The sequence below is a fragment of the Streptomyces tricolor genome (assembly GCF_002155905.1).
In the GTDB taxonomy this organism is placed as follows: Bacteria; Actinomycetota; Actinomycetes; order Streptomycetales; family Streptomycetaceae; genus Streptomyces; species Streptomyces tricolor.
The window spans coordinates 1-12823 of the sequence record NZ_MUMF01000306.1; the positions used below are offsets into that span (position 1 = coordinate 1).

Genomic DNA, 12823 nt, shown 5'->3' on the forward strand with positions numbered 1-12823 from the left:
TGCTGCACCGGATGCTCCGCCACCAGCAGCCGGAGCTGTACGCGACCTGTGCGATCGCCCGGTTCACGCCCGGTGAGCCCGGGGTGGTGTGGGCCGCCGCCGGGCATCCGCCGGCCATCGCGCGCGGCCCCCGGGGCGAGGTGCGGGTGCTGGACGCCAAACCGGGGATCATGCTGGGCGTCCCGGTGCCGTTCACCTACGAGGAGCACACCGTGGATCTGCCGGCGGGCTCCACGCTCGCGCTGTACACGGACGGGTTGGTGGAGCGGCGGTCGGCCGGGATCGACGCGGGCATCGACCGGCTGGCCCTGGCCATGGAGTCGCTGCGCCGGGCGGATCTGGCGGATCTGGACGCGGCGGCCGACGCGCTGCTCAAGCCGATGCTGCACGACTCCGAACACGACGACGACATCTGCCTGTTGCTGTGCCGCACCACGCCGGAGTGAACGGCCCGGCGCCGGCCCCCGGTGGCGGGGGCCGGCGCTACTGGTCGACGCAGGTGTTCCCGGCGGCCGGGTTCGACAGACCGGCGAGGTTGATGGTGTTGCCGCACACGTTGGCGTCGACCTCGACCGTTGCCGGAGACGACGCCCGGACTGTTGGCCGCGACCCCGGTCGTGGGCCGGGAGCGCCCCTCCTGACGGACCGTCACGCCGCGGACGGGAAGCGTTCCCAGACCCGGTGGGCGGCGAGCAGTCGGGTGAGCTGCTGCAGAACGCCGGTGGCGGTGTCGCCGGCGAGCACCCCGGGGGCGTCGAGCGGGATGCCCGCCGCCTCCAGCGCGGTCTCCCCGCCCTTGGCGGCGCCGATGGCCTTGCCGTGCCGGTACGCCTCCGCCAGCAGCAGCCCCACCCGCGGATCGGGGGTGGCCTGCTGGGCGCTGGGCTGGCCGGCCTTGGCGTCCCGGGCGCCGTAGGCGTCGGCTCCCACACCGGGGGTGCCGGCCACGAGCAGGGCGTCGAACTCCACGGAGCGTGCGGTGGCATAGGTCCGCTGGACGGTCAGGGCGTCCGCGCCGTCCCCCAGGGTGCCGCCCGTCGGTGCGACGATCAGCGGGACCATGCCGCCGTCCAGCACCTCCTGGCGTACGGACCGTACGCCGTCGAGGTCGCCGTCGGGTCCGGTGACGATGCCGATGATGCGGCCGTCGGTGGGCCAGGTGTGCCCGACCTGCGAGAGGGCGGGGCTGGGCTCGACGTCGGCCAGCGGCACCGAGGGCTCGGGTGCGGGCAGGCCGAGGCCGGCGGCGACGCCCGCGCACAGCTCGGGGTCGATGTTGGCGAGGACCTGCAACGCCCGCTCGCGGATGGCCTGTTCGTAGCACTTGCCGAGTTCGAAGGTGTAGGCGCCGATGATGTGCTCGCGTTCGGGCGCGCTCATGCTGAGCCAGAACCGGCGCGGCTGGCTGAAGTGGTCGTCGAACGACTCGGGGGCCTCGCGTACCTTGGTCGCCTCGGGGATCCGGACCGGTGTCTCGACGTACGCGCCGTCGAGGCCCGCGCCGGGGGTGAACGGGCAGCCGCCGTCGAGGGAGTTGGGGCGGTAGGGGGCCGTGCCGCGGTGCACGGCGGTCTGATGCATGCCGTCGCGCAGCATGTCGTTGACGGGTGCGTGCGGCCGGTTGATGGGCAGCTGCGGGAAGTTGGGGCCGCCCAGCCGGGTGATCTGGGTGTCCAGGTAGGAGAAGAGCCGGCCGGCGAGCAGCGGGTCGTCGGTGATGTCGATGCCGGGGACGAGGTGGCCGACGTGGAAGGCGACCTGCTCGGTCTCGGCGAAGAAGTTCGACGGGTTGCGGTTGAGGGTGAGCAGCCCGATCGGCTGCACGGGGGCGAGTTCCTCGGGGACGATGTTCGTCGGGTCCAGCAGGTCGATGCCCTCGAAGGTCTGGTCGGGGGTGTCGGGGAAGGTCTGGATGCCGAACTCCCACTGCGGGTAGGCGCCCGCCTCGATGGCGTCGGCGAGGTCCCGGCGGTGGAAATCGGGGTCGACGCCGTTGATGATCTGCGCCTCCTCCCACACCAGCGAGTGCACGCCCAGCTTCGGCTTCCAGTGGAACTTCACCAACGTGGTCTCGCCGGCGGCGTTGACCAGGCGGAAGGTGTGGACGCCGAAGCCCTCCATGGTGCGGTACGAGCGCGGGATGCCCCGGTCGGACATGTTCCACAGGGTGTGGTGGGTCGCCTCGGTGTGCAGGGTGACGAAGTCCCAGAAGGTGTCGTGGGCGCTCTGCGCCTGCGGGATCTCCCGGTCGGGATGCGGCTTGCCGGCGTGGATGATGTCCGGGAACTTGATGGCGTCCTGGATGAAGAAGACCGGGATGTTGTTGCCGACCAGGTCGAAGACGCCCTCGCTGGTGTAGAACTTCGTCGCGAAGCCCCGGGTGTCGCGGACGGTGTCGGCGGAGCCCCGGGAGCCGAGCACGGTGGAGAAGCGGACGAACACCGGTGTCTCGACGTCCTCGGCGAGGAACGCCGCCTTGGTGACGCCGGCCGCGGTGCCGTAGCTGCGGAACACGCCGTGCGCGCCGGCGCCGCGGGCGTGGACCACGCGCTCCGGGATGCGCTCGTGGTCGAAGTGCATGACCTTCTCCCGCAGGTGGTGGTCCTGAAGGAGCACCGGTCCGCGGGGGCCGGCCTTGAGGGAGTGGTCGGTGTCGTACAGCCGGGTGCCCTGGGCGTTGGTCAGGTAGCTGCCGCTCTGGGCCATCCGCGCCTGGTCGGCGCCGGTCGGCTGCCCGGTCGGCGAGACGGTGGCCGGGCCGGTCTGGTCGGGCTTGGGGGGATACGGCTCATGGGGTTCGGTCGGTTCGGCGACGGGCGGCGACGTGGGCCCCGGCTTGCCGGGGATGCCGTCCTCCGGGCCGGCCGGGCCGCCCTGCAGGACGTCCGCCACCTTGTCCGCCGCTCGCTTCAAGGGGTTCGTCTCGCTCATCAATACCAATTCCTTCGCTGCTCACACCGAGGCATGGGCCGACACCAGAGACATACCGGGTGAAGTTCGAACCAAAGGGGTGACGCCGGCGCTCGTACCGAGGTCCCCGGGCCGGGGCGTCCGAAACCGGGAATCGCGGCGATTTCCGGTCGGGGTGAAGTCGGGCCGTCTCCTATCGAGTTGCCGGGGCGGGAGGCCCGCCGGACGCGCTGGTCCGGACCCGGGGACCACCGGCAGGGCCAAGGGCCCCCTGCCGAGGACGTGTTCCGCAGCAGGGCCGGCTTCTTGACCCGGGGCAGGCGTGCACCCGGCCGCCGCCCGCATACGCCACCCTAGGCGCTGCCCCCGCCCTGCGCAGGTCGGGCGGGGCCGGCCGGTCAGGGCCGTGCCATGACCCGCAGCGTCTCCACGGAGGAGTCCGCCGCGTCCGGGAGGAGGAAGCCGTGGGCGACCCCGCTGCGCAGGTAGTCGACGATCTCCGCGGTGATCACCTCGCCGGGTGCCACGACCGGCACGCCGGGCGGGTACGGGCTGATCATCTCCGCGGCGATGCGGCCCACGGCCTGCTCGGCGGGCACCTGTTCGGCGGCGGCGAAGAAGGCCTCCCGGGGCAGCACCGCCTGCTCCAGTTCCAGGGCGCTCGGTTCGGGCAGATGCACGGCGGGCCGCCGCTCCAAAGTCTCCGCCCGCTCCACCAGCGAGCGCACGGACTCCACCAGGAGCTTCTCGGTCTCGTCGTCGTCGGAGTGGGTGATGGAGGCGCTGATCCGGCAGGTGTCCGAGCCGCCGACGTCGATGTGGCAGTTCGCGCGCAGCCACTCGGCCGCCTGCATGCCGCTGATGCCGAGGTCCCGTACGTCGACGACGATCTTCAGGGGGTCGAACTCGGCGGCCAGGCCCATCTCGATGACCTCTCCGCCCATCACCCGCAGCCCCGGCAGCTCCCGCAGCCGGGCCCGGATGCGCTCGGCCCGGTGGAGGGCGGCGTCCAGCAGCCCGTGGCCCTGCTCGACCATCTGCCGCCGCCAGCCGTCGAGGGCCGCGTAGACCAGGCAGGAGGCGCTGGTGGTGCCGAGCAGGTCCTCACGCTGTTTGAGGACGGTGGGCGAGACCCGGTCGTGCTGGAGGTGGAACACCGAACTCTGCTCGATCGCGCCGCCCATCTTGTGGACGCTGGTGACGACCAGGTCGGCGTCCGCGTTCATGCCCCACACCGGCAGATCCGGATGGAACGGCAGGTGGGCGCCCCACGCCTCGTCCACGATGAGCGGTACGTCGAAGGCGTGGCAGGCGTCGGCCACCCCGCGCACATCGGCGCAGGTGCCCCAGTCGGTGGGCGTGATCAGCAGCATCCCCTTGGCGTCGGGGTGCTCGCGCAGCCGGTTGCGTACGTCGTCGGCCTCGGGCGGATGGGCCATGTGCCGTTCGCCGTCGAACTTCGGGTGGACCCAGATCGGCTCCACACCGTTGATGATCACGGCGGCGATGACGGACTTGTGCGCGTTGCGCGACAGCAGCAGCTTCTCCCCCGGGCCCGCCACCGAGCACATCGCGGTCTTCACGGACAGGGAGCTGCCGCAGGTGGAGAAGAACGCGTGCTCGGCGCCGACCGCGTCCGCCATCAGTTCCTGGGCCTGTTCCAGCACGCCCTGGGACTCGCGGCGGTCGTCCAGCCCGTTGAGGGTGAGCACGTCCGAACGGAAGACGTCCAGTCCGAGGATCTCGGCCACCCGGGGGTCGGTGCCGCGGCCCTGCTTGTGCCCGGGTGGTCCGTACACCACGTCTCCTCGCCGCCGGAACTCCTGCAGAGCCTCCAGGACGGGTACGCGCGAGTGATCCATGGCTGTCCTCCTGAGCTGGTCGGTCCCGCACCCACCGTGTTGCACCGGCCGGGCGGCCCAAACCCACGGGGCGGGTGTCGCAGGGCCGTCCGGGTGGAACCCGGGCCCGCACGAACCCGCCCGCCGAGCCTCAGGAGGTCTCGTGTCGCTGTACCAGCGGATCCGGGAGGAGACCGCGCGGCGCGCCGACGCGCTGTGGGACGTGGCCTCGGCCCTGCACGCCGACCCGGAGACCGCGTTCGCCGAGCACCGGGCGGCCGCGCTGCTCACCGGTGAACTGGAACGCGCCGGCTTCGCCGTGCGGCGGGAGACCGCGGGCCTGCCGACCGCGTTCACGGCGCAGTCGGGCACGGGGCGGCCCGTGGTGGCCTTCCCGCTGGAGTACGACGCCCTGCCCGGCCTCGGGCACGCCTGCGGGCACAACCTCATCGCCGCGGCGGGCCTCGGCGCGGCCCTGGTCACGGACGCCGTGCGGGACGGCACCGGGGGCACGGTCCTCGCGGTGGGCACACCGGCCGAGGAGGGCGGTGGCGGCAAGGCCCTGGAGGTGGCGGCCGGGGTCTTCGACGAGGTGGACGCCGCCCTGATGTTCCACCCCGGGGTGTACGACTGGGTGCGGGCGCCGCTGACCGCGCAGGAGCAGTACCGGGTCGGCTTCCGCGGCCGGGCCGCGCATCCCACGGGCAGTCCGACAGAGGGCATCGACGCGCTCGCGGCGCTGATCGAGCTGTTCAACGTCCTGTCGGGGCTGGGCCGGCGGCTGCCGGAGGGGTCCCATGTCCAGGGAATCATCACGCACGGTGGTACGGCCACGAACATCGTCCCCGAGTACGCCGAGGGCCGGTTCGGCCTGCGCGCGCTCACCACGGCCGCCCTGGACGAGCTGGCGGCGCAGCTGCGCACCGCCGCGGAGGGGGTCGCGCTGGCGACCGGGACCGCCCTCACGGTGGACCGGGCGAGCGTGCGCTACGAGCACTTCCGGGACTGCGCGGTGCTGTCCGAGCGGTTCGCCGGGCACCTGGGCCGCGCCGGGATCCCCCTCACCCCGCCCGCTCCCGGTGTCTACCTGGGCTCCTCCGACATCGGCAACGTCAGCGGCCGGGTGCCCGCCATCCATCCGTTCGTCGCGATCATGGGCGCGGAGGGCTCCGACCACACCCCGGAGTTCGCCGAGGCCGCGGTGTCGGCGCGGGCCCGCCGGGTGCTGATGGCGGTGGTGGAGGCGCTGGCCTGCACGGCGGTGGACGTCCTCGGGGACGCGGGGCTGCGTGACCGCGCGTGGGAGGACCTGCGCCGGGCCTCGGTCTGACACCGGTGCCCGGGCGCCGGTTCAGCCCGGCCGGCCGCAGCGGACCTCCCGCTCGTCCTCCCGCCCGTCGGCGTCCGCGCCGGTGCGCGCGTGCTCCACGGCGGCGGGCAGGGCCCGGCGGATCACCTCGGGCAGCCAGCCCCGGGCCGGCCACTCGACGAGGCAGCGCGCCACCTCCCGCAGTTTGATGTTGGTGTGCTGCGACACGTGCTTCAGGGCCGCCCAGCCCTGCTCCGGACGCAGCCTGCCCACGGTGACGACCACGCCGATCGCCTGGTCGACCACGGCGTGCGAGACCAGACCCCGGCGCAGTTGCTCCACCTCCTCCTGGAGTGCCGTCAGCTGCTCGTGGGGGGCCTGCTCCTCGCGTCCGATCATGGATTCACCCTGGGCAGCCCGGCCGGCCGGCGCCAGCCGCCAGGCGAACAATCGGGCAAGCCTCCGTACAGAAAACGAAAAATCGCAGGTCGGAGACCCATGAGAGCGGAAAACAGGGGCAACAGGGGCCCATGGAGACGCTCACCTTCGACAGCGACGACCTGTCCGTGACGGAGGATTTCCTCAGCCGTGCCTACGCGAAGATGCGGATAGCCAGCGGCAGCCCCGGCGCCAACCGCGCCCGGATCCGCCGTGCCGGGATCGCCTCGGTGAGTGTCGACGAACTCGCGCTGGACTTCGAGATGGCCTACTCGGTGACCCCGCTGGGCCGGATCTGCCTGTGCACCGTGCACGAGGGGACCGTGCGGGACCACGGCTTCCAGGGTGTCGAGGACTCCTTCGGGCCGGGTGACATGGTGCTGTTCGCGCCGCCCGACCTGCCGTACACGGGCCGGATCTGCCACGCCCGTTACACCATCACGATGCTGGACCCGGCGCTGCTCGCGCAGGTGGCCGGGGGCGGCGAGGGGTCGCGGCCGGTGCGGCTGACCGGGCACCGGCCGCGCTCCGCGGCGGCGGCGCGCCAGCTGCACCGCACGATCGCCCATCTGCGCGACACGGTGCTCGCCGATCCGGAGACCGCGGACCAGCCGCTGATCGCCGCCACGGCCACCCAGCACCTGGCGGCGAGCGTGCTGGCCGCGTTCCCCAACACGGCGCTGGACGAGCCCGCGGACGAGCGCGCCGACGCGCGGCCGGCGGTGCTGCGCCGGGCGCTCGCCTACATCGACGACCACGCCGACCAGCCGATCACGGTCGCGGACATCGCCGCCGCGGCGCATGTCACGGTCCGCGCGCTGCAGTACGCCTTCCGCCGTCATCTGGACACCACTCCGCTGGCGCAGCTGCGCCGGGTGCGGCTGGCGCACGCCCATCACGACCTGGTGGCCGCCGATCCCGGCGAGGGGGCGACGGTCACGGAGATCGCGGCCCGGTGGGGCTTCCACCACCCGGGCCGCTTCGCCTCCCTGTACCGGGACACCTACCGGCGGGCCCCGCACGAGACCCTGGCCGGCGGCTGACGGAGTCCTACGGGAAGGACGTCACCTTGGACGGGACGGTGTCGGTGCCCGAGGTGGGTGCGCCGGTGCTGTTGACGACGTGCGCGTACTGGCCCTTGCCGCCGAGGGAGACCACCAGCAGGTTGTGCAGCTTGATCCCCGGGGTCACGGGCGTCTGGAAGCCGTGTGCCTGGACGATCGACGGATCGGCCGTGTAGTTGCAGTAGCTGCCCAGGGCCCACGCCTCGTGGGTGGTGACGGAGTCGGCGATCTTGTAGGCCGCGTAGCCGACGATGCCGTCGTGGGTGACGGCGGCGGCGTTCGGGGCGTCGTACGCCTTCTCGTTCTGGAAGAAGATCGTCCGGCCGCGTTCTCCGTTCCAGTGGACGTCGTACTTGTTGAAGTGCTCGACGAACAGGCCGGTGGCGAGGACGTCGTCGCCGTTCACGCGCAGGCCGTAGTCGGCGCGGTTGGTGTCCCAGCCGACGCCGTCGCCGTGGTCGGCGCGCCAGATCCAGGTGTGGTCGATGAGGACGTCGTCGCTGTCGACCACCACGGAGTTGGTGGCGCGTCCGGGTCCGGCGCCGCCGATGCGGATGAACACGTCCTGCACGGATGTGGGATCGGCGGAGTGGTCGGCGGAGGCGCCGGGGGTGCCGATGCGCAGCAGGGTGTCGGAGGTGGCCGGGCCCGCGTCGATCAGGAAGCCGGCAAGGCGTACGCCGTCGACGTCGGCGACGTGCATCGCGTCGATGCCGTTGTCCGGGACCAGGGTGGCGAGGCCGAGGCCGAGGACGACGGTGCCCGGGCGGGTGACGTCGATGGTCTGGTCGAGGTGGTAGACGCCGGGGGTGAACAGGAGGTTGAGCCCCTGGGCGAGGGCCGCGTTGACGGTGGCGGCCGTGGCGCCCGGCTTGACGACGTAGAACCGGTCGAGCGGGATGGACGTGCCCGCGTTCGCGGGCCAGGAGACGCCCCGGGCGTTCGTGCGCTTGGCCGGGACGAACACCTTGTAGGCGGAGCCGTCCAGGTAGAGGAAGGGTTTCTCGCGGGAGACCGGGGTGGTGTCCAGGGTGGTGTACGGGCCGTTGTCGAAGTTGGTGGCGGGGGCGCCCTGGACGCCGGAGAAGGTCATGTTCCACACGCCGTTGGTCCAGCCGCCGACCGAGCTGTCCCGGGTGTACCACTGCTGCTGGGAGTACGGGCCCACGGTCCCGTCGATCTTCGAGTCCGCGATGTAGCCGCCGGAGGCCCAGCCGTAGCCGTTGGGGGCGAGGTTGAGGCCGCCTTCGACGTGGATCCGGCGGAAGGGCGCGGCCTGGGCGACGGCCCAGCGGTCGGTGCCGTTGACGGGTTTGAGGGAGAGGTTCTCCGCCGAACGCCAGAAGTTCTGGGTGGCGTTGCCGTTGAACCAGCCGGCGTCGACGGTGATGTCCCCGTTGATCCGGGTGTCGTCGGGGTTCAGGCCGAGGCCGGAGATCGAGGTGTAGAAGCCGAGTTGGGCGTTGATGCCGTGGTAGGTGCCGGGCTTGAGCAGGAACTGGTAGCGGCCGGTGCCGAACTGGGCGGACTCCTGCCGTGCGAAGACGTCGTCGAACTTCTGCTGGAGGCCCGGGGTGGAGGGGTCGACGACGATGACGTTCGGGCCGAGGTCGCCGCCGCCCTGGACGGGCGGGACGCCGGTGCTGCGGGTGTGCACGGCGACCTCCCACAGGGAGTAGCCGTAGCCGGTGCCGCGGGCGGTGCCGAGGATGCGCAGGTACCGGCCGGAGCCGCTGATGTCGTACGACGCCGTGCCGCCGGTCGCTCCGGTGACGCTCTTGAGGGTGTTCCAGTTCTGTCCGTCCGCGGAGGCCTGGATCTGGAAGTCCTTGCCGTAGGCGGCCTCCCAGTTCAGGTCGACCCCGCACAGGTCCGTGACGGCGCCGAGGTCGACGCGGAGCCACTGCGGGTCGGCGGCCTGGCTGGACCAGCGGGTCCCGGTGTCGCCGTCGAAGGCGGCGGAGGCGGGCGTGCCGGCGTTCTCGGTGGAGGAGGCCGTGGCGGGCCTGCCCCGGGCGGCGTCGGCGGTGCCGCAGCCCGTCTGGCCGCCGTCCGCGCTGCCGAACACCTGGAACTCCCAGAGGGAGTAGCCCCAGGGGGTGGCCCGGTGCACGCCGAGCATCCGTACGTAGCGGCCCCGGCCGGAGACGTCGAGCGTGTCGAGGCCGCCGTCGGAGCCGGTGACGGACTTCAGGTCGGTCCAGGTGGTGCCGTCCGCGGATATCTGGACCCGGTAGTCCTTGCCGTAGGCGGCCTCCCAGTCGAGGACCACCCGGCTGACCGTGGCGGTGGTCCCGAGGTCGACGCGGACCCACTGGTCGTCTCCGGCGGCCGAGGACCAGCGGGTCCCGCTGTCGCCGTCGACGGCGTGGGCGGCGGCGGTGCCGGCGTTCTCCTCGGACGAGGCGGTGACGGTCTTCCCCTGGGACAAGGGGGTTTCGGCCGCGGCGGCCGTCGGGTGGGTGGTGGGCAGGGCGATCAGCGCCGCCGTGGCGGCCAGCGCGATGCCCAGGGATCTCAGTCTCATTCGGCGGCTCCAGACGAGGGCGGGGTCGACTCACTGACCCCACGGCTTAGTTCATGTTTTGATTTAAGTGATGAACCAAACCGGCCACAAGCCTTCGGACACCACATCCTTCGGACCACCGCGTCCGGACGGAGCCGCGGTGCGGCTCAACTCCCCCGCCGCGCCTGCCGGTTCACCAGGTCCAGCAGGGCCGCGTGGGTCTCGGCGTCGGCCGCCGCGATCAGTCCGCCCGCGCCGGTGTACGGCGGCTCGCCGTCCAGGCCGGTCACCGTGCAGCCCGCCGCCCGGCACAGGGCGATGCCCGCGGCGAAGTGCACACTGTCGGCCAGGTGGCCGTCGGTGACATAGGCGGCCCGGCGCCCGGCGGCGACCCAGGCCACCGCGAGCGTGCTGGAGACCACCCGGGGCCGGAACCGCTCGGCGAAGCCGGGGTCGGCGAGCAGGAGGGCGGGGCGGAAGCCGGGGGCGTTGGGGTACGGCGGGTCGAGGTTGACGTCCACCAGCGCGCTCCCGGCGGCGGGCGTCAGCTCCGCGTCCCCGCCGTCACGGCGGACCAGGGCCCGGGTGCCGTCGGTCCAGAACACCTCGCCGCTGAACGGATCGGCCGTCGCCGCCGCGGTGACCTCGGCGCCGGCCCGCAGGGCGACGTTCACGCCGACGAGCATGGTCTGCGCGGCGTAGTTGAGGGTGCCGCACAGCGGGTCGACCAGCCAGCGGCGGCGGGCACCGGCAGCGCCGGTGTCCCCGCTCTCCTCGGCCGTGACCGCGTCGTCGGGCCGGGCGGCCCGCAGGACGTCCAGGATGGCCCGCTCGGCGGCGAGGTCCGCCGCCGTCGCGAAGTCACCGGCGGCCTTCTCACGGCGGGCCGGCCGCCGCCCGTACAACTCCCGCACCACCGCCGCACCGGCCTGCGCGGCCGTCACGGCCAGCTGGGCGTCGGACTCCCCGTGGATGATCGGCATGGGTGCAGCGTAGGCGAACCGCGGCTCGAACGGTGCGCCCCCGTCGTGCGGTTGCCCGTACGCCGACGCGGCACCTCCCCACCCGCGGGACGACGGGTGAGGAGGCGTGCCGCGGGTCAGTGCGCCCGGGCGCCGGTCGGGGTGAAGGTCAGCGTCTGTTCGGCCGCGGTGCGGCCGGCGCCGACGGGGCTGCCGGTGGTGTCCGTCCAGGTGCGCAACGGGGTGGTCTCGGCGAGGCGGCCGATGGTCGCGGAGAGTCCGAGGACGAGGCCGCTGTAGCGGTTGACCAGGCGGTGGCCGCCGGCGGCGGAGGAGCCGGGGATCACGAACCACTGCTGGCCGAGGGTCGGTCCGCCGGCCCGGGCCGCGCCGGCCGTGGGCCGGGCGCCCCAGGCCCGGCCGTCCGTCCTCGCGGAGTCGACGCCCAGCAGCCGGCCGGTCGCGGCGTTGACGAGGGTGAAGGCGCCGTCGCCCGTGGGGGTGAAGGACCATGACTCGCGGGCGGAGCCGGTGGGCCGGGCCACCGAGGTGACGGCGGAACCGCCGGCGGCCTGGGCGAGGATCCGGCCGGTGCCGGCGGCGATGCGGTACCTGCGGCCGGTGTCCACGGGCGGGGCGGCCGGCGTGGCCGAGTCGACGGTGATGTCGACGTACTCACCGGAGGCGCCGTGGGAGCAGCCGAAGGAGCAGTAGGCGCGGAAGGTCCTGCCGACGACGGCGGAGCCGGTGCGGTTGGCGCGGTCCAGGAACCAGCGGTACCAGGACGCGGTGGTGTAGTCCCCGGTGTCGCCGATGAGCCGCCACTTCTGCGTGGCCAGGTCGTCGGTGGCGTACAGGTACTGCGGTGCGTCACCGCTCTGGTCGACGGCCTGCGGGGTGCCGATGTACAGGCCGAGATGGGCGTCGTAGGTGATGTTCAGGACGAACAGCGGTGAGGTCGGGGGCATGGTGCCGGCCGCGATCTGTTCGGCGGCGGTGCCGGGGTTGGCCGGGTCGTACTCGGCGTCGACGGGGGTGTAGCCGGTGGGACGGCCGGCGTCGACGGGGACGATGTTGCTCTCCCGGCCGCCGGTGCCGGGCTGGGACCAGGCGCCGTCGTACCACTTGCGCCAGGAGCCGGGGGCCATCTTCGCCGCGATCGGGGCGCGGGCCACGTGCGCGTAGAAGGCCTTCCAGCCGCCGCGCTTGTCGACGATCCGCGAGCCGTAATAGACGTAGAAGTAGCCGGAGGCCGGGTCCGCGAACAGGCGCTGGTCGCCGTCGCCGTAGGAGTACGTCTCGTGCGGGAAGGCCGCCGTGTCCCCGCGCTTCGTGCTGTACGGCGAGGTGATCACATGGTCCTTGATGGTCCAGGTGCGGCCCCGGTCGGTGGAGACGGCGTAGTCGATGGCGTCGTAGTGCAGTCCGTCGCCGAACGGCTGCGGGGTGAACTCGTTGTGCACCAGGCCGTACCAGTCACCGGTGTCGGGATCGATCCACACCCCGGACAGGTCGCAGTAGTTCTTCTGCGCGTAGCCCGAGCCGGCCGGCGCGTACGTCGCCTCCCGCCCGGTGGGGCTGTTGTTGCACCGCCAGGTGGTGTCGTCGTTGCGGTCGGCGGGGTTGGCCGGGTTCACCGCCGCGCTGAGCGTCCGGTCGAAGGTGGCGGTGTCGAAGTCCTTGCCGGTGTAGAAGTCCCAGACCCGTGGGTCGTCGGCGCCGTAGAGCGCGGCGGACTGCTGGTAGTGGAAGGTGCCGTCCCTGTCGAGGAACGGGGTGGCGGGGGTGTCCGT

General features: G+C 72.8%; 10 protein-coding genes. 3 read left to right on the forward strand and 7 right to left on the reverse strand.

What is annotated here, in order from left to right:
- Nucleotides 1-446: PP2C family protein-serine/threonine phosphatase (locus CCN44_RS22100; RefSeq protein WP_143649905.1), on the forward strand; the 446-nt coding region annotated here is incomplete at its 5' end.
- 37 nt (nucleotides 447-483) lie between these two features.
- Here CCN44_RS22100 and CCN44_RS47850 read toward each other — a convergent pair.
- From CCN44_RS47850 to CCN44_RS22115, 3 genes are all read right to left on the reverse strand, one after another.
- Nucleotides 484-555 carry a chaplin family protein gene (locus CCN44_RS47850; protein ID WP_414820513.1) on the reverse strand — a complete coding sequence of 24 codons (72 nt, stop codon included), beginning with the start codon at nucleotides 553-555 and terminating at the stop codon, nucleotides 484-486.
- A 93-nt stretch (nucleotides 556-648) separates the two neighbouring features.
- A complete protein-coding gene (locus CCN44_RS22110) occupies nucleotides 649-2931 on the reverse strand; it encodes a catalase (RefSeq protein ID WP_059246978.1) in 2283 nt (760 codons plus the stop codon).
- A gap of 377 nt (nucleotides 2932-3308) precedes the next feature.
- Nucleotides 3309-4772 (reverse strand): aminotransferase class I/II-fold pyridoxal phosphate-dependent enzyme, encoded by a 1464-nt coding sequence (locus tag CCN44_RS22115; RefSeq protein ID WP_059246976.1) that lies wholly within the window; start codon nucleotides 4770-4772, stop codon nucleotides 3309-3311.
- 142 nt (nucleotides 4773-4914) lie between these two features.
- On the opposite strand from CCN44_RS22115, the gene CCN44_RS22120 reads away from it, so the two are divergent.
- Complete coding sequence (locus CCN44_RS22120) at nucleotides 4915-6081, forward strand: amidohydrolase (RefSeq protein WP_059246975.1); 1167 nt, start codon at nucleotides 4915-4917, stop codon at nucleotides 6079-6081.
- A gap of 21 nt (nucleotides 6082-6102) precedes the next feature.
- Here CCN44_RS22120 and CCN44_RS22125 read toward each other — a convergent pair whose 3' ends face one another.
- Nucleotides 6103-6459 (reverse strand): ANTAR domain-containing protein, encoded by a 357-nt coding sequence (locus tag CCN44_RS22125; protein ID WP_086698886.1) that lies wholly within the window; start codon nucleotides 6457-6459, stop codon nucleotides 6103-6105.
- Between the two features lie 131 nt (nucleotides 6460-6590).
- Here CCN44_RS22125 and CCN44_RS22130 point away from each other — a divergent pair, with 131 nt between their 5' ends.
- Entirely contained in the window at nucleotides 6591-7541 is a 951-nt protein-coding gene (locus CCN44_RS22130; RefSeq protein ID WP_059246974.1) for a helix-turn-helix transcriptional regulator, read from the forward strand.
- Between the two features lie 7 nt (nucleotides 7542-7548).
- Here the strand turns inward: CCN44_RS22130 and CCN44_RS22135 are convergent, their stop codons facing one another.
- The 3 genes from CCN44_RS22135 to CCN44_RS22145 form a co-directional block, all read right to left on the reverse strand.
- Complete coding sequence (locus CCN44_RS22135) at nucleotides 7549-10089, reverse strand: discoidin domain-containing protein (protein WP_059246972.1); 2541 nt, start codon at nucleotides 10087-10089, stop codon at nucleotides 7549-7551.
- 146 nt (nucleotides 10090-10235) lie between these two features.
- The gene (locus CCN44_RS22140) at nucleotides 10236-11051 is read right to left on the reverse strand and encodes an inositol monophosphatase family protein (protein ID WP_086698881.1); all 816 of its coding nucleotides are present in this window, start codon (nucleotides 11049-11051) and stop codon (nucleotides 10236-10238) included.
- Between the two features lie 116 nt (nucleotides 11052-11167).
- The coding region (locus tag CCN44_RS22145; protein WP_086698884.1) for an RICIN domain-containing protein at nucleotides 11168-12823 on the reverse strand (1656 nt) is incomplete at its 5' end.